This is a genomic window from Streptomyces sp. SudanB25_2051 (genome assembly GCF_964272635.1).
In the GTDB taxonomy this organism is placed as follows: domain Bacteria; phylum Actinomycetota; class Actinomycetes; order Streptomycetales; family Streptomycetaceae; genus Streptomyces.
Genome location: NZ_OZ186787.1, coordinates 4,413,643 through 4,430,591 on the forward strand (window position 1 = coordinate 4,413,643; position 16,949 = coordinate 4,430,591).

At 74.5% G+C, this 16,949-nt stretch carries 15 protein-coding genes; 11 read left to right on the forward strand and 4 right to left on the reverse strand.

From position 1 onward, the window contains the following. Nucleotides 1–11 precede the first annotated feature (11 nt). The 3 genes from ACSUPT_RS19985 to nudC are packed head-to-tail and all read left to right on the forward strand — an operon-like array spanning nt 12 to nt 6,112. A complete protein-coding gene (locus tag ACSUPT_RS19985; protein WP_436945152.1) occupies nt 12–3,698 on the forward strand; it encodes a UvrD-helicase domain-containing protein in 3,687 nt (1,228 codons plus the stop codon). A 10-nt stretch (nt 3,699–3,708) separates the two neighbouring features. After that, a complete protein-coding gene (locus ACSUPT_RS19990) occupies nt 3,709–5,115 on the forward strand; it encodes a dipeptidase (RefSeq protein WP_361656699.1) in 1,407 nt (468 codons plus the stop codon). Between the two features lie 49 nt (nt 5,116–5,164). Then, nucleotides 5,165–6,112, forward strand: coding sequence for an NAD(+) diphosphatase (gene nudC, locus ACSUPT_RS19995; RefSeq protein WP_436945153.1), 948 nt, complete (start codon nt 5,165–5,167; stop codon nt 6,110–6,112). Between the two features lie 194 nt (nt 6,113–6,306). Here the strand turns inward: nudC and ACSUPT_RS20000 are convergent, their stop codons facing one another. Continuing rightward, entirely contained in the window at nt 6,307–6,564 is a 258-nt protein-coding gene (locus tag ACSUPT_RS20000) for a mycoredoxin (protein ID WP_351965727.1), read from the reverse strand. A 164-nt stretch (nt 6,565–6,728) separates the two neighbouring features. Here ACSUPT_RS20000 and ACSUPT_RS20005 point away from each other — a divergent pair, with 164 nt between their 5' ends. The 5 genes from ACSUPT_RS20005 to ACSUPT_RS20025 all read left to right on the forward strand — a co-directional run bounded on the left by ACSUPT_RS20005 (nt 6,729) and on the right by ACSUPT_RS20025 (nt 10,577). Further along, nucleotides 6,729–8,909 carry an ATP-dependent DNA helicase UvrD2 gene (locus ACSUPT_RS20005; protein WP_436945155.1) on the forward strand — a complete coding sequence of 727 codons (2,181 nt, stop codon included), beginning with the start codon at nt 6,729–6,731 and terminating at the stop codon, nt 8,907–8,909. A 170-nt stretch (nt 8,910–9,079) separates the two neighbouring features. Next, on the forward strand, nt 9,080–9,421 hold the full coding sequence (locus tag ACSUPT_RS20010) for a hypothetical protein (protein ID WP_436945157.1): 342 nt from the start codon (nt 9,080–9,082) through the stop codon (nt 9,419–9,421). 168 nt (nt 9,422–9,589) lie between these two features. Continuing rightward, on the forward strand, nt 9,590–9,958 hold the full coding sequence (locus ACSUPT_RS20015; protein WP_023586667.1) for a WhiB family transcriptional regulator: 369 nt from the start codon (nt 9,590–9,592) through the stop codon (nt 9,956–9,958). After that, nucleotides 9,955–10,281 (forward strand): hypothetical protein, encoded by a 327-nt coding sequence (locus ACSUPT_RS20020; RefSeq protein WP_351965730.1) that lies wholly within the window; start codon nt 9,955–9,957, stop codon nt 10,279–10,281. Before ACSUPT_RS20015 ends, ACSUPT_RS20020 begins: the two co-directional genes overlap by 4 nt. Before the next feature lie 98 nt (nt 10,282–10,379). Continuing rightward, nucleotides 10,380–10,577 (forward strand): hypothetical protein, encoded by a 198-nt coding sequence (locus tag ACSUPT_RS20025; RefSeq protein WP_351965731.1) that lies wholly within the window; start codon nt 10,380–10,382, stop codon nt 10,575–10,577. 93 nt (nt 10,578–10,670) lie between these two features. On the opposite strand, the gene ACSUPT_RS20030 is transcribed toward ACSUPT_RS20025, so the two are convergent. Continuing rightward, nucleotides 10,671–11,099, reverse strand: coding sequence for a DUF6210 family protein (locus ACSUPT_RS20030; protein ID WP_403499591.1), 429 nt, complete (start codon nt 11,097–11,099; stop codon nt 10,671–10,673). A gap of 107 nt (nt 11,100–11,206) precedes the next feature. Here ACSUPT_RS20030 and ACSUPT_RS20035 point away from each other — a divergent pair, with 107 nt between their 5' ends. Next, entirely contained in the window at nt 11,207–11,524 is a 318-nt protein-coding gene (locus ACSUPT_RS20035; RefSeq protein ID WP_399216864.1) for a hypothetical protein, read from the forward strand. A 112-nt stretch (nt 11,525–11,636) separates the two neighbouring features. Here the strand turns inward: ACSUPT_RS20035 and ACSUPT_RS20040 are convergent, their stop codons facing one another. Together ACSUPT_RS20040 and ACSUPT_RS20045 are read right to left on the reverse strand one after the other, a co-directional pair. Continuing rightward, nucleotides 11,637–12,989: an ABC1 kinase family protein gene (locus tag ACSUPT_RS20040; protein ID WP_436945160.1), complete on the reverse strand. Its 1,353-nt coding sequence runs from the start codon at nt 12,987–12,989 to the stop codon at nt 11,637–11,639. Nucleotides 12,990–13,049: 60 nt separating this feature from the next. After that, complete coding sequence (locus ACSUPT_RS20045; protein WP_436946243.1) at nt 13,050–14,246, reverse strand: ThiF family adenylyltransferase; 1,197 nt, start codon at nt 14,244–14,246, stop codon at nt 13,050–13,052. A gap of 188 nt (nt 14,247–14,434) precedes the next feature. Between ACSUPT_RS20045 and ACSUPT_RS20050 the strand changes: the two genes are divergently transcribed. Further along, nucleotides 14,435–15,010 (forward strand): M48 metallopeptidase family protein, encoded by a 576-nt coding sequence (locus ACSUPT_RS20050; protein ID WP_436945162.1) that lies wholly within the window; start codon nt 14,435–14,437, stop codon nt 15,008–15,010. Nucleotides 15,011–15,127: 117 nt separating this feature from the next. After that, nucleotides 15,128–16,942, forward strand: coding sequence for a TerD family protein (locus ACSUPT_RS20055; RefSeq protein WP_436945164.1), 1,815 nt, complete (start codon nt 15,128–15,130; stop codon nt 16,940–16,942). Nucleotides 16,943–16,949 lie beyond the last annotated feature (7 nt).

Consider the following 16,949-nt stretch of genomic DNA (forward strand, 5'->3'; position numbering starts at 1 on the left):
GCCTTCTCCGGGTGACCGCACGCATCAGCGACCCCGAGCAGCTCAAGGAGCTGCTCGGCATCCCGTTCACCCCGGAGCAGACGGCCTGCATCACCGCGCCGCCCGCCCCGCAGGTCATCGTGGCCGGAGCCGGCTCCGGGAAGACGACGGTGATGGCGGCCCGCGTGGTGTGGCTGGTCGGCACGGGGCAGGTCGCCCCCGAGCAGGTCCTCGGGCTGACCTTCACCAACAAGGCGGCGGGCGAGCTCGCCGAGCGGGTCCGCACGGCCCTGGTCCGCGCCGGCGTCACCGACCCCGACGTCATCGACCCGGACGACCCGCCGGGCGAGCCGCGCATCTCGACGTACCACGCGTTCGCCGGCCAGCTGCTCACCGACCACGGCCTGCGCATCGGCCTGGAGCCGACGGCCCGCCTCCTCGCCGACGCCACGCGCTACCAGCTCGCCGCCCGCGTCCTGCGCGAGGCGCCCGGCCCGTATCCGGCGCTCACCCGCTCGTTCCCCACGCTCGTCGGCGACCTCCTCGCCCTCGACGCCGAGCTGTCGGAGCACCTCGTCCGCCCCGAGGACCTCCTTGCGTACGACTCCGCGCTGCTCACCGCCCTCGCCTCGGCCCGCCTCAGCAACGCCGACCTCCGCAAGGTCCCCGAAGCCTCCGCCGCACGCCGCGAGCTGCTCGACCTGGTCGTCCGCTACCGCGCAGCCAAGCGGGAGCGCGACCTGCTGGACTTCGGTGACCAGATCGCCCTCTCCGCCGAGCTGGCCCTCACCCGTCCCGAGGTCGGGGAGCAGCTGCGCGACGAGTTCCGCGTCGTCCTCCTCGACGAGTACCAGGACACCTCCGTCGCCCAGCGCCGCCTGCTGTCCGGGCTGTTCGGCGGCGGCACGGGCCACCCCGTCACCGCCGTCGGCGACCCCTGCCAGGCCATCTACGGCTGGCGCGGCGCCTCCGTCGCCAATCTGGACGACTTCCCCGAGCACTTCCCGTACGCCGACGGGCGCCCCGCCTCCCGGTACGCGCTCAGCGAGAACCGGCGCAGCGGCGGGCGGCTCCTCCAGCTCGCCAACGGCCTCGCGGAGCCGCTGCGGGCCATGCACGAGGGCGTGGAGGCGCTGCGCCCCGCCCCCGGCGCCGAGCGGGACGGCGTCGTCCGGATCGCGCTGCTGCCGACCCAGGCCGAGGAGATCGCCTGGCTCGCCGACTCCATCGCCCACCTGGTCCGCACGGGCAAGGAGCCCGGTGAGATAGCCGTCCTGTGCCGTACGGCGACGGACTTCCCGGAGATCCAGGCCGCCCTCGTCGCGCGCGACGTGCCCGTGGAGGTCGTCGGGCTGTCCGGGCTGCTGCACCTCCCGGAGGTCGCCGACCTGGTCGCCGTGTGCGAGGTCCTCCAGGACCCCGGCGCCAACGCCTCGCTGGTACGGCTTCTCACCGGCCCGCGCTGGCGGATCGGCGCCCGCGACCTGGCGCTGCTGGGCCGCCGCGCCCGCCTGCTGGTGCACCGCCCCGGGGACGGGCCCGCCGACGCCGACGAGCGCCTGGCGGCCGCCGTGGAGGGCGTCGACCCCGCCGAGGTGATCTCCCTCGCGGACGCGCTGGACACGTTCCTGGACAGCGGGGGCCACGACGACGGACTGCCGTTCTCGGCGGAGGCCCGCGTCCGGTTCGCCCGTCTCGCCGCGGAACTGCGCGACCTGCGGCGTTCGCTGGCCGACCCGCTGATGGACGTCCTGCACCGGATACTGGCCACCACCGGCCTGGAGGTGGAGCTCTCCGCGTCCCCGCACGCCCTGGCCGCCCGCCGCCGCGAGACCCTGTCGAACTTCCTGGACATCGCCGCCCGCTTCGCGTCCCTCGACGGCGAGGCCACCCTCCTGGCGTTCCTCGGCTTCCTGCGCACGGCCGCCCAGTACGAGAAGGGCCTCGACAACGCCCTGCCCGGCGGCGAGAACACCGTGAAGGTCCTCACCGCGCACAAGTCGAAGGGCCTGGAGTGGGACGTCGTCGCCGTCCCCGGCCTGGTCACCGGCCAGTTCCCCAGCAGCAGGGCGCGCGAGGCGTGGACGGCGCAGCCGCAGGTGCTGCCGCACGCGCTGCGCGGCGACGCCGACACGCTGCCCGCGATCGGCACCTGGGACGCCGCGTCGCTCAAGGCGTTCAAGGACGCGATGCGCGACCACCAGCACACCGAGGAGCTGCGCCTCGGCTATGTGACGTTCACCCGCCCCCGCTCGGTGCTGCTCGGCTCAGGCCACTGGTGGGGACCCACCCAGAAGCGCCGCCGCGGCCCCTCCGGCTTCCTGCACGCCCTGTACGACCACTGCGCCGCCGGGCACGGGGAGATCGAGGCATGGGCCGACGAGCCCGACGAGGACGCGGAGAACCCGGCGCTCCAGGCCGCCGCCCGGGACCAGGCGTGGCCGCTGCCCCTCGACCCCGAGTCGCTGGAGCGCCGCCGCGCCGCCGCGAAGACCGTCATGGCGTACCTGGAGCAGCCGCCCGCCGGCCCCGCGGCGGACGACCTCCGCGACGAGGAGCCGCAGGCCCCCGAGGACCCGCTGTGGCCGGACGACCTGGACGCCCCCTGGCCGGACGAGGCCCCGCCCGAGCACGCCTTCGACGACCACGACGCCCCCGTGCCGGACGAGGCTCCCGACCCCGCGCCGTACGACGACCCCGCGCACGCCGAGCCCCCGCACGACGACCCCGCGCACGACCCGGCCTCCGACCTCCCGCACGACGACCCCCCGCACGACCCGGCCTCCGACCTCCCGCACGTCGAGCCCCCGCACGACCCGGCCTCCGCGCCGCACGACGAGCCCCCGCACACCGGGGCCGACGCCCCGCCGCAGGCGCCGCACGACACCGTCCCCGGCCGCCCCGCCGACCCGGCGGGACCCGCCCTGCCCCCGCACGCGGTGCCGCACCAGCGCCCCGCGCCCGCCGGCCCGGAGCCGGGGACGACCGGCCGGCTCACCCCCGAGGAGGCCCGTACCGTCGCCTCCTGGGACCGCGACCTCGACGCGCTCACCGGCGAACTGCTGCGCGCCCGCGCCACCACGCGCGACGTGCCCCTGCCGGCCTCCCTCTCGGCGTCCCAGCTGCTGCGTCTCGCCGCCGACCCGGACGGCTTCGCCGCGGAGCTGGCCCGCCCCATGCCGCGTCCGCCGCAGCCCGCCGCCCGCCGCGGCACCCGCTTCCACGCCTGGGTGGAGTCCCGCTTCGAGGCGCTGCCGCTGCCCATGCTCGGCCCCGACGAGCTGCCCGGCGGCGACGAGTACGCCGACGAGCCGGAGATCGCCGACGAGCGGGACCTGGCCGCCCTCAAGGAGGCGTTCGAGAACACCCCGTACGCCCACCGCACCCCGTACCGCGTGGAGGCGCCTTTCCAGATCACGCTCGCCGGCCGGGTCGTCCGCGGCAGGATCGACGCGGTCTACCACGACCCGGAGTCCGGCACGTACGAGATCGTCGACTGGAAGACCAACCGCCACCGCACCGGCGACCCGCTGCAGCTCGCGGTGTACCGGCTCGCCTGGGCGGAGCTGCACGGCCTGCCCCTGGACGCCGTGACCGCCGCGTTCGTCTACGTCCGCACCGGCGAGGTCGTGCGCCCCGACCCGCTGCCGGGCCGCGCGGACATCGAGCGGGTCCTCCTCGGTGAGACGGCCGACAGCGCGGCCGCGTCCGCCGGATAGGCTCGGAAGCATGAGCGACACCCCGGACAGCGCCGTCCAGACCGTACGGAAGTACATAGAGCAGCACCGCGCCGCCTTCCTCGACGACCTCGCCGCATGGCTGCGCATCCCCTCCGTCTCGGCCCAGCCCGAACACGCCCCGGACGTCCGGCGCAGCGCCGAGTGGCTCGCCGCGCAGCTGGCCCGGACCGGCTTCCCCGTCGCGGAGGTCTGGGAGACCGACGGCGCCCCCGCCGTGTACGCGGAGTGGCCCTCCGCCGACCCCGGCGCCCCCACCGTCCTCGTCTACGGCCACCACGACGTGCAGCCGGCCGCCCGCGAGGACGGCTGGCACACCGACCCGTTCGAGCCCGTCGTCCGCGACAACCGGCTCTACGCGCGCGGGGCGGCCGACGACAAGGGCCAGGTGTTCTTCCACACCCTCGGCGTCCGCGCCCACCTCGACCTGACCGGCCGCACCACCCCGGCCGTCACCCTGAAGCTGCTGGTGGAGGGCGAGGAGGAGTCGGGTTCCGCCCACTTCCGCGCCCTCGTCGAGGAGCGCCGCGACCGCCTCGCCGCCGATGTGGTGATCGTCTCCGACACCGGCATGTGGTCCGAGACGACGCCGACGGTCTGCACCGGCATGCGCGGCCTCGCGGACTGCGAGATCGAGCTGTACGGCCCCGACCAGGACATCCACTCCGGCTCGTTCGGCGGCGCCGTGCCCAACCCGGCCACCGTCGCCGCGCGCCTGGTAGCCGCCCTCCACGACGAGGACGAGCGCGTCACCGTCCCCGGCTTCTACGACGGCGTCGCCGAGCTCACCGAGGCCGAGCGGGAGCTCATCGCCGAGCTGCCGTTCGACGAGGCCGCCTGGCTCGCCACCGCCCGCTCCCACGGCACCCTCGGCGAGGCCGGCTACTCCACCCTGGAGCGCGTCTGGGCCCGCCCGACCGCCGAGGTCAACGGCATCGGCGGCGGCTACCAGGGCCCCGGCGGCAAGACGATCATCCCGTCGGCCGCGCAGCTGAAGCTCTCCTTCCGGCTCGTCGCCGGGCAGGACCCGGACCGGATCGAGCAGTCCGTACGGGACTGGGTCGCCGCCCGCGTCCCCGACGGCATCCGCCACAAGATCACGTTCGGTGCGGCCACCCGCCCCTGCCTGACCCCGCTCGACCACCCCGCCCTCCGGGCCGTCGCCCGCTCGATGAGCCTCGCGTTCGACGGCGCGAAGATCCGCTACACCCGCGAGGGCGGCTCGGGACCCGCCGCCGACCTCCAGGACGTGCTGGCCGCGCCGGTGCTGTTCCTCGGCATCTCCGTGCCCTCCGACGGCTGGCACGCGCCGAACGAGAAGGTCGAGCTGGACCTGCTGCTCAAGGGCGTGGAGGCCACCGCCCACCTGTGGGGCGAGCTTGCCGCAGCGCTCCGCTGAACACGACGCCGAACAGACACCCAGACCTCCGGGGGAGTTGGAAGCACCAGTGAGCACCATCAGCAACGAAGCCGGTCCCCGCCCGATCGGCTTCACCGCCCCGAGCGGTATCGACCGCGCCGCCCACCACCGCCTCGACGAGGCGTGGCTCGCGGCGGCGTGGAGCCACCCGACCACGCGCGTCTTCGTCGTGTCCGGGGGCCAGGTGCTCGTCGACGACACCCCCGACGGGCGCACCGAACTGGTCATGACGCCCGCCTTCGAGGCGCCGCCGACCGAGACCCACCGCTACTTCCTCGGCACCGACGGCGAAGGCGTCAGCTACTTCGCCCTCCAGAAGGACTCGCTGCCCGGCCGCATGGACCAGTCCGCGCGCCCCGCCGGGCTCCGCGAGGCGGGGCTGCTGCTCGGCCACCGCGACGCCGCCCTGATGGTCCACGCCGTCGCCCTGGAGAACTGGCAGCGCCTCCACCGCTTCTGCTCGCGCTGCGGCGAGCGCACCGTCATCGCCGCCGCCGGCCACATCCGCCGCTGCCCCGCCTGCGGCGCCGAGCACTACCCGCGCACCGACCCGGCGGTGATCATGCTGGTCACCGACGAGCAGGACCGCGCCCTGCTCGGCCGGCAGGTGCACTGGCCCGAGGGCCGCTTCTCGACCCTCGCCGGGTTCGTCGAGCCGGGCGAGTCCATCGAGCAGGCCGTGGTCCGCGAGGTGTACGAGGAGGCCGGCGTCACGGTCGGTGAGGTGCGGTACATCGCCAGCCAGCCGTGGCCGTTCCCGTCGAGCCTGATGCTGGGCTTCATGGCGCGCGCGACCTGCTCCGACATCGAGGTCGACGGGGACGAGATCGAGGAGGCCCGCTGGTTCTCCCGCGACGAGCTGGCCGCGGCGTTCGACTCCGGCGAGGTCCTCCCGCCGTACGGCATCTCGATCGCCACCCACCTGATCGAGATGTGGTACGGCAGGCCGCTGCCCAAGCCCGGCGGCATCGGCTGACCACCCCGGCACCGCGCGAGACCGAGGGCCGCCCGCCGCCGACCGCCCCGGTGGCGCAGGCCCAAACAGGGCCGGCTGCCCCGCACGCGGCCGCCCGCACGCAGGAGAACGCCCCCGCCGGTGACCGGCGGGGGCGTGCTCACACCGATGCCGCCGCCCGTGCGCCGGGCGGCGGCATCCTCGCGCTCAGCGGTTCAGCTAGCGAGCGCCTGCTGCACCTGCTTCAGGCTCGGGTTGGTCATCACGACGTTCTCGCCGCCGCCGTGCGGCGTGACGAGGACGGTCGGAACGGTCTGGTTGCCGTTGTTGACCTTCTCGACGAAAGCGGCGGACTCCGGGTCCTGCTCGATGTTGATCTCGGTGTACGCGATGCCCTCGCGGTCCAGCATGCTCTTCAGCCGCCGGCAGTATCCGCACCAGGTCGTGCTGTACATCGTCACAGTTCCCTGCATCGTCTCTTCCGCTCCTCGGATGACTGGAGTGTGGCTGGAGTGCCTGATCGCACCCGTGAGAACGTACGCCGACCCCGCCGGCATTCCCCACCCCGGTATGACCGGCGCCGCACCCCTGTGGACAACCGACGCGGGCCCCGCCGCCGACCTGGCAGCATGGCAGGGTGACACCAGCGACGCACTCCACCCTCTTCCCGCAGGTCCCCGACTCGGCGGACGCGGTGCTCGACGGGCTCGACCCGGAGCAGCGCGAGGTGGCGACGTCCCTGCACGGCCCCGTGTGCGTCCTCGCCGGTGCCGGCACCGGCAAGACCAGGGCCATCACCCACCGCATCGCCTACGGGGTCCGCGCCGGCATCCTCCAGCCCGCCAGCGTCCTCGCCGTGACGTTCACCAACCGCGCCGCCGGCGAGATGCGCGGCCGCCTCCGCCAGCTCGGCGCGGGCGGCGTCCAGGCCCGCACCTTCCACTCGGCGGCCCTCCGGCAGCTCCAGTACTTCTGGCCGAAAGCCGTCGGTGGCGACCTGCCCCGCCTGATCGACCGCAAGGCCCAGCTCGTCGCCGACGCGGCCACCCGCTGCCGCATCCGCCTCGACCGCGCCGAGCTGCGCGACGTCACGGCCGAGATCGAGTGGGCCAAGGTCACCCAGACCGTCCCCGCCGACTATCCCGCCGCCGTCGCCAAGGCCCAGCGCGACGCCCCCCGCGACCCGGCGGAAACCAGCCAGATCTACGCCATGTACGAGCAGCTCAAGCGCGAGCGCGACGTCCTCGACTTCGAGGACGTCCTGCTGCTCACCGTCGGCATCCTCCAGGACCGCCACGACATCGCCGAACAGATCCGCCACCAGTACCAGCACTTCGTCGTCGACGAGTACCAGGACGTCTCCCCGCTCCAGCAGCGCCTCCTCGACCTGTGGCTCGGGGACCGCGACAGCCTCTGCGTCGTCGGCGACGCCAGCCAGACGATCTACTCCTTCACCGGCGCCACCCCCGACTACCTCCTGGACTTCCGCACCCGCCACCCCCACGCGACCGTCGTCAAACTGGTCCGCGACTACCGCTCCACCCCGCAGGTCGTCCACCTCGCCAACGGCCTCCTCGCCCAGGCCCGCGGCCGCGCCGCCGACCACCGCCTCGAACTGGTCTCCCAGCGCGACCCCGGCCCCGAGCCGGTCTACACCGAGTACGGCGACGAGCCCACCGAGGCCGAGGGCACGGCCCGCCGCATCCGCGACCTCATCGCCTCCGGCGTCCCCGCGGGCGAGATCGCCGTGCTGTACCGCGTCAACGCCCAGTCCGAGATCTACGAGCAGGCCCTCGCCGACGCCGGCGTCCCCTACCAGCTGCGCGGCGCCGAGCGCTTCTTCGAACGCCAGGAGGTACGGGAAGCCGGCGCCGCCCTGCGCAGCGCCGCCCGCTTCGGCGCGAACGACCCCCTCCTCGACGACGTCGTCGACCTGCCGTCACAGGTGCGCGCCGTGCTCTCCACCAAGGGCTGGACCACCGAACCCCCCACCGGCTCCGGCGCGGCGCGCGACCGCTGGGAGTCCCTCGCCGCGCTCGTCCGCCTCGCCGAGGACCTCGCCCGCGCCCGCCCCGCCGCCACCCTCGCCGACCTCGTCACCGAACTGGACGAGCGCGCCGCCGCCCAGCACGCCCCCACCGTCCAGGGCGTCACCCTCGCCTCGCTGCACGCCGCGAAGGGCCTCGAATGGGACGCGGTGTTCCTCGTCGGCCTCACCGACGGCACCCTGCCCATCACCTACGCCCGCACCGACGAGCAGATAGAGGAGGAGCGGCGGCTCCTGTACGTCGGCGTCACCCGCGCCCGCCGCCACCTCAACCTGTCGTGGTCCCTGTCCCGCTCGCCGGGCGGCCGGCCCCACCGCGAGCCGTCCCGCTTCCTGAAGGGCCTGCGCCCCGGCAGCGGCAGTCCCGCCGCCCGCACCGTCCGCGCGGCCGGCGGCGTCGAGCGCGCGGCGGGGCCGGCCCGCACCCGCCGCGCACGGGGCCCCGTTCGCTGCCGCGTGTGCGGCACGACGCTGACGGTGGCCGGCGAGATGAAGCTGATGCGCTGCGAGGACTGCCCCTCCGAGATGGACGAGGGCCTGTACGGGCGCCTCCTGGAGTGGCGCGCCGGCCAGGCCCGCCGGCTGGGGCAGCCCGACTACTGCGTCTTCACCGAGAAAACCCTCATCGCGATCGCCGAGACCGTCCCGTCCACCGACGCCGAGCTGGCCGCGATCCCCGGCGTCGGCATCCGCAAGCTCAACCGCTTCGGGGCCGATGTCCTCGCCATCTGCGCAGGTGAGGACCCCGGCAGCGGCGACGGCGAAGACTGATCACAACTCGTCGGAAAAATAGTTTGCGCCCGCCCCATCAAGCCCCATAGGTTCTTAACCACGCGAACAGCGGCTTCCTTGAACCGCTGTCGTCGTGCTGTACTTATCCGAATACACGCGGGTCCGGCCCCTGGCCAGTCCCCCCGAGACGCCGAGAGGAGGCGATTCCAGTGATCAGCATCGAGACCAGCTTCGTCAGCACCGCCAAAATGACCGATCGCTCGGTCGTCTCCGCCTGCACGCTCGGCTTCTCCACCTCGGCGCTCCTTGGCAGCGGTCTGTCCGGCTTCCGGGCCTTCGGACTGCCGTCCTCCCTGTCGACCCTCCCCGTCATCGAGGGCATCGAGGGCAATGAGCGACCGACCAAGGCACTGGAAGCAGGAGTAGCAGCGGCGCAGGCCCCGGCCTATGCCTTTGCGGCGACCGGTGCCGACCACAAGACGAAGCAGACGCAGCAGCACCACACGATGTGGGCCTTCCGTGGGCTCGAACCCTGGAGTGATCCAGCCTGATCCAGGATCAGGCCGGCGCCTTCAGGGCCGCGGAACCCCACAGGGGTCCGCGGCCCTTCTGTTTTGCCCGACCGGGCGGAACGGAGCGAAGGGGCCCCGGGACCAGCAGAACCCGGTACCAGCCCACCGGCCGACCAGCCGGACCGACCAGACGAGGAAAACACCACCGTGCAACTCGAAGCGCACGCCCCGTCCGTACCGCCTTCCCAGACGCTCCCCCCGCCCGGTCTCACGGAGGACCACGACGTGACCGCCCTCACCGCGCTCACCGCGCTTGACGACGCCATCGAGAACCTCGGCGTACCCGTTCCCTGCCGCTCCTACGACCCGGAGGTCTTCTTCGCCGAGTCGCCCGCGGACGTCGAGTACGCCAAGTCCCTGTGCCGCACCTGCCCGCTCATGGCCGCCTGCCTCGCCGGCGCCAAGGAGCGGCGTGAGCCGTGGGGCGTCTGGGGCGGGGAGCTCTTCGTCCAGGGCGTGGTCGTCGCCCGGAAGCGGCCCCGCGGCCGCCCGCGCAAGAACCCGGTCACGGCATGAACACCGCCGCCGGAACCATCGACCGCCCCCTCACGCACGACCCCCAGAAGCAGGCCCCGATGACCTCTTCCACCAGCGAGCCCATCGGCTCCGCGAGCACTGACGTCACCACCCTCGGCGCGCACGCCTCGCGCCAGAACAGGACCCGAGAAATGCAACTCATCCCCGAAGCCCTGGCCCGTGCCCATATGCGCGAGCGCCTCCGGGAGGCCGACGAGCAACGCACCGGCACCCGGCTGATCGCCGCCCGCCGGATGCAGCGCCGCGCCGAACGCGCCTCGATGCGCGCCCGCCGCGCCCTGGCCATGGCCGTCATGCAGTAAGGCTGCCGACGCACCACCTGCCCGCGGGGGCCGGTCCACCAGGACCGGCCCCGCGGCGTCTCCCCGCCGCGGCAGGGAAGCGGCGTTATCGTCGCGTGGTGAACGACCGGACTTCCGAACCCGAGGGGCCGCGCCATGACGCCGTGGTGTGCTCCCGCTGCGGCGCGACCGCCGACCACGCCCCCCTGACCTGGACGAGCTCCGTGGAGAACGGCACCAGGTACGACCTCTGCGAGACCTGTGCCCGCGAGCACATCCGCGCCATCGAGAGCAGACTCGACCCCACCTGGTGGTGACCCGCCGTCACACCAGGGCCCTCCGCCCTCAAACCCGGTGCCCCGAAGGGGACTCGCGCGCCGGGTCGCGGCCGGGTCGGCGTGCCGGTGCGGTCAGTCGGAGTTGCACCACAGCAGCACGCCGGGGCCGTCCGGCGTGAGGACGGGAACCCACGCCTCGTCCGCCTCGTCGGCGCGGTCGTCGTCCAGGCGCAGATCGTGCGGCTCCTCCACCTGCCCGTCGCACGCCCAGTAGGGGATGGTCCCGACGATCTGACGGAGCCGCTCCCATTCGTTCTTCGCCCAGGTGCGGTTGCGGGTGCCGGCGCCGCGGAAGTCGTGCTCGAACAGGCGGCGCAGCGCCGCCAGGGCGTCATCGGCCGCCACCGGGACGAGGAAGCCCTCCACCTCGCCCTGCCTGCACGCCGTCCCACCGTACTGCTGCTGGTAGTACACGCCGGTGGCCGCCTCCACCACCACGTACAACCAGGTGTCGCCGCCACTGCCGTCGGGATCGAGGAAGACGTACCGCCGAGCGCTCATGCGGCCAGTCTTCCGGCCGGCCGGCCCCAGCTCAACGGCATTTGCGCGGGCCCGGGCTCCACCGGAGGGCGGGGGCGGGCCGTGCCACGGGTCGGTAGGGTCCCGGCATGACGCGCTTGAAGATCGAGATATCGGTGCCCGAGAGCCATGCGCAGGCCGTGATCGAAACTCTCCACGCGGCCGGCGCGGGACGCGTGGGCGACTACGCGCGCTGCTCCAGCGTCTGGAAGGTGACCGGCACCTGGCAGGCCCTGCCGGGCGCCCGGCCGTACGACGGTGAGGTCGGCGCCGTACAGCACAGCGAGGAGTGCCGGATCGAATCGGTCTGCGACGAGGCGCAGGCCGCCGCCGTCCTGCGGGCAGTCCGCGAGGCCCACCCCTACGAGGAGGCGGTCATCCACTTCCTGCCGCTGTACGAGCCGTAGGCCGGCCCGCGCGGCCCGCCGCCGCGCGCCCGTGCGGCGGCCAGCCGGAGGGACCGGTCCGCGGACCGGCGGAGCTCCCGCCCCGGCAGGGCGGTGGGAGGCCGGCCCGGGTTCAGGCCGGCTCCTCCTCGCGGTGCTCGTCGGGCAGGAACCCCGGCAGCCACTCCTCCAGTTCGTCCCGGAGGCGAACCGACGCGTTCAACTGGCACAGCACGCCGATCGTGCTGAGCGTCACCCGGTGGATCAGCAGGTACGCGGGCGGGAGGTTCATCCGCTTGCCGAGCTGGTGGGCGGGGGAGCGGGGGTCGGCGATCCGGGCCGCCTGGGTGCGGATCCACTCGCGGGTGAACAGGAACTCGTCCACCTCGGCCGGCTCGATGATCGGCAGCAGATAGTCCAGCACCGCGTCCGGGTCCAGCTCTATGGAGTCCTTCACGAACCCCTCGTCGCGCAGCAGCTCGTAGACCGTCTCCGCCTCGCCCACGATGGCCATCCGCAGGCAGACGCCGATCGTCTCCGGCAGCCCGCCGGGGAGCCGGTCGACCGTGCCGAAGTCCAGCACGCCGAGCCGTGCCTCGCCGCCGTCCTCTCCGGGCAGCAGCCGGAAGTTCCCCGGGTGCGGATCGGCGTGCAGCAGCCCCGTCCGGGCCGGGCCCGAGAACAGGAACCGCGCCAGCAACTGGCCCGCCCGGTCCCGCTCCTCGGGCGTCCCGCCGGATATGACCTCCGACAGCGGCACCCCGTCGATCCACTCCGTGACCAGCACCTGGTCCGACTGGTGCACCACGTCCGGGACCACCACGTCCGGGTCGTCGGCGAACTCCGCGGCGTGCTCGCGCTGGGCCTGCGCCTCCAGCCCGTAGTCCAGCTCCTCCGAGACCCGCTCGCGCATCTCGGCGATCAGCGGCTTGATGTCCATCCCCGGCACCAGCGGCCCCAGCAGCCGGGCGAACCGGCTCAGCTGCGCGAGGTCCGACAGCAGCGCCTCACCCGCCCCCGGATACTGCACCTTCACCGCGACCGGGCGCCCGTCGTGCCACACCGCCCGGTGCACCTGCCCGATCGACGCCGCGGCGGACGGCTTGTCGTCGAACTCCAGGAAGAGATCCCGCCATTCGGCACCCAGGCGCTCCGCGAGCACCCCGTGCACCGTGCGCGTCGGCATCGGCGGGGCCGCCTCCTGAAGTTTCGTCAGCGCCGCCCGGTAGGGGCCCGCCACCTCCTCGGGGAGCGCCGACTCGAAGACGGACAGGGCCTGGCCGAGCTTCATCGCGCCGCCCTTCAGCTCGCCCAGGACCTTGAACAGCTGGTCCGCCGTGCGCTGTTGCAGCTCCCGCGCGACGATCTCCGCCGACTTGCCCCCGATCCGCTTGCCGAGGCCCCAAGTGGCCCGCCCCGCGAAGCCCAGCGGCAGCGCGGCCAACTTGGCGGTACGGGTGACCGCCTTCCGGGGAAGATCAGACATACGCCCCTCCAAAACCCAGACTGGCGTGCCGCGTTCCCTGACACGCGCCGCCGACGGCGGTTACCCCGCCATTGTGTCCTGCCCGTCCCGGGCGCCCGAGGGCCGCTCCCGATCCGCCTCCCGCTCGTCCCGCCGGGCGCGGCCCGCCGCCCCGCACGGGCACGCCTCGTGCGGCCTCAGCCGACGCGCGCGCCACTCCAGCAGCGGCGACGACGCCTCCCACCGGGCGCCCGCGCTCGCCGGGGCGCCCCCGTCGAGGAACGCCAGCGCGTGCGCCGCGGCCAGCCCCGCCACCGCCGCCACCAGCCCCACGTCCCCGGTCGGCGCCGCACCGCCCCGCCGCCCCGAACGCCACTGCGCGAGCAGACGCGGCCACGCCGGATCGGCGTCCGCCCGGCCCGACTCCACGCACCGCGCGCACGCCGTCTCACCCGGCACGACCAGCGGCCCGACCACGCCCGTGGCCTCCAGCACCCCCGCGAAGAGATGCGGCGTCCCCGTCTCCACCCACGCGTCGGCCACCGCGGGATCGGGCGCGTACGCCGCGAGACCGTCCCGCGGCGCGACGACCACCAGCGACAACGCCGGCTCGTGCCCGCGCCCCGCCGGGCCGTCCGGCGAGGCATCCCGATCCCCGCCCCCGGCCCTCCGCGGGGCCGACCGCGCCACCAGCCGCCGGGCCGCCGCGTCCCGCCGCTCGCCGACCGACTCGGGCGGCAGCCCGCCCGGCGCCACGTCCCACGGCCGCACCCGGCCACCGTCGAGGACGTCCACGCACCCCACGCCCGCCGCCGACAGCAGCGCCGCGACGGCCGCGCCCACCCGGCCCGCGCCGCGCACCTGCACCCGCATCGCCCCGCGCGCCTCAAGACGCCGCAGCGGCTCACCCGGCCCCCGGTGCACCACCGACAGCGACCCCAGATCGGCGCGCAACCGCTCCGGCACCACCGCCTGCCGCGCCCGCACGCGTCCCGCGGGCTCCGCACCGGTCCCCGCGCCCGACGCCGTGTCCTCCAGCAGCCCCGCCCCCGCCAGCCGGTCCAACAGGCCCTCCAGCCAGTCGTCCGGCACCCCGAGCCCGCGGGCCTCCTCGCGCAGCAGCGGGACACCGCGCGTCCCGTCGAGCAGCTCCAGCAGGCTTCCGGTCGCCGTGTCGAGCGGCCCGACCACCACCGCGTGCGCGGGCGCCACCCCGAACTGCGCATACCGCAGATCACGCCAGGCCCGCCGCAGCGCGGGCCGCACCATCGGACGCATACCGCCACCCCCGAGCCGTACCCCGTCATCGGTCACGCCGACAGCATCGCGCCCCGGCCGCCCTCCCCGCCGGGCGTCGTCCACAGAGCCGGTCGTCTCGTCGTACGAATAGCTCGGCCTGTGGACAAGCGGTGTACGTCACCCCTCGGGACGCGGGCTCGACGCGGCCCGCCCGGTACGGTCGTGGGGTGCCCGCCGACCCGCAGACCAGCCAGGCCACCGATCCGTCCCGCGCCCCCGGCACCCCGGCCGTCGAGGTGCGCAGAAGCTCCCGGCGCCGCCGCACCGTCTCCGCGTACCGCGAGGGCGACCGGACCATCGTCCTGATCCCCGCCCGGATGTCCGAGGCGGAGGAGCGCCGCTGGGTCGGCGTCATGCTCGACAAGCTCGCCGCCCAGGAGAGCAGACGGCGCCCCGGGGACTCGGAGCTGGCCGAGCGCGCCGAGCGGCTGTCCGGCCAGTACCTCGGCGGCCGGGCCAAGCCCGCGTCCGTGCGCTGGGTCACCAACCAGAACACCCGCTGGGGCTCCTGCACCCCGGCCGAGGGCAGCATCCGGCTCTCGCACCGGCTCCAGGGCATGCCCGAGTACGTCGTCGACTACGTCCTCCTCCACGAGCTGGCCCATCTGCTCGTGCCCGGCCACGGCCCGGACTTCTGGCGGCTCCTGGAGGCGTACCCGAGGACGGAGCGGGCGCGGGGATACCTGGAGGGCGTGGTCGCCGCCGACCGTCTGCCGCACCCGCCGCGCACGTCCGGCGACTGACGATCACCGGTCCTGTACCGAGTCCGTACCGAGCCTGTCGCCGACGTGTCCCGTGTCGAAGCAAGCCGTTAGCCTGGCGCGACGCAACCAATCCGGGATGGGGGACGGTCGTAACGCATGTCCAGGGAATTCCAACGGGGCCACAAGGCCCGGATCAGTGATCTGACAGCCGGGACGGATCTGTACGTCGGCGTGCAGATCGCGGGCCCCGGGCTGTCCTTCGACATCAGCTGCTTCGGCCTCGACGCCGACGAGCGGCTCTCCGACGACCGCTACTTCGTCTTCTTCAACCAGCCGAAGTCGCCCGAGGAGTCCATTCAGCTGCTGGGCGCCCAGGCCGGTGACACCGAGTCGTTCCGCGTCACGCTGGACCGGGTGCCCGACGCGGTCCACAAGCTGTCGTTCACGGCGACGATCGACGGCGCCGGCCAGATGTCGCAGGTCGGACCGGGGTACATCCGGATCGTCGCGGGCGGTGAGGAGGTCGCGCGGTACGCGTTCAGCGGCGCCGAGTTCTCCACCGAGCGCGCCGTCATGCTGGGGGACTTCTACCGCAAGGACGGCTGGCGCTTCGCCGCCGTCGGCCAGGGCTTCGACGGCGGCCTGGAGGCGCTGCTGAAGAACTTCGGCGGCGAGGTCCTGGAGGAGGAGCAGCCCCAGCAGGCGCCGCAGGCCCCGGCCCCGTCGCAGGCGGCGCCCGGCTTCGCCCCGCCGCCCGGCGGTGCGGTACCGGCCCAGCCCGCTCCCGGCTTCGCCGCCCCGGCGGCACCGGCCCCCGCGCCCGCCCCGGCCCCCGCGCCCGCCCCGGCTCCCGCGCCCGCCCCGGCCCCCGCGCCGTCGCACACGCCGCCCCCGTCGCAGCCGCACCAGCCGCTGCACGCGCAGCCCACCATGGTCGGCCCCGTGACCCCGCAGGCCCCGACGCCGCCCCACGCCCCGGCCGCCCCGCACACCCCGGCCCCGCCGCAGGCTCCGACGCCGCCCCCGGCCCCGTACGGCCACCCGCAGCAGCCGCACCAGCCCCAGCAGCCGGCGCCCTACGGCCAGGTCCCCGGGCAGACCCCGCCGCACGGCGCCCCGCTCCACCACGGCGCCCCGGCCCCGCACGGCGCACCCGCCCCGCACGCCGCTCCCGCCCCGCACGGCGTACCCGCCCCGTACGGACAGCCCGCCCCGTACGGACAGCCGGTCCCCGGCCCGTACGCCCAGCAGCCGCACATCGGCATGCCGCAGGGCGGTGTGCCGCACGGCGTGCCGCAGCAGCCGCAGGGCGCCGGGCTCGCGGCGGCGCTGCAGAAGTACCGAGAGACGCCCACCGGCCAGCGCTGGACCCCGCAGAACGCCCAGCTCATGCGCGTCGACCTGGCCATGGGCCAGACCCCCGTGCTCGCCCGCCAGGGCAGCATGGTCATGTACCAGGGCAAGGTCGACTTCAGCTACAAGGGCGCCGGGTTCGCCGGGCGCATCGTCGGCAACGCCACCGGCCAGGAGATGCAGCTGATGCGCTGCACCGGGCGCGGCCAGGTGTTCCTCGCCGAGAACAACGCCCATCTGCACCCCATCGAGCTCCAGGGCGACGGCATCTGCGTCTCCGCCGAGAACGTCCTGGCGTTCGACGAGTCGCTGCACCACGAGGTCCGCCGTATCGAGGGCCACGGCATCCCCGGCGGCGCCCTGTTCACCATGCTCTTCCAGGGCACCGGGACCGTCGTCGTGAAGACCCAGGGCATCCCGGTCGTCCTGCCCGTCACACCCACCACGTTCGCCGACTGCAACGCCGTCGTGGCCTGGTCGGCCGCATCGCAGGTGGTCCTCTCCAGCCAGGTCCGGCTGCGCCGCAACGCCTATCCGGGGCACAGCGGCGAGACCGTGAACCTCCAGTTCCGGGGCGCCCCCGGCAACTTCATCGTCGTCCAGCCGTACGAGGTCTGAGGGAGCC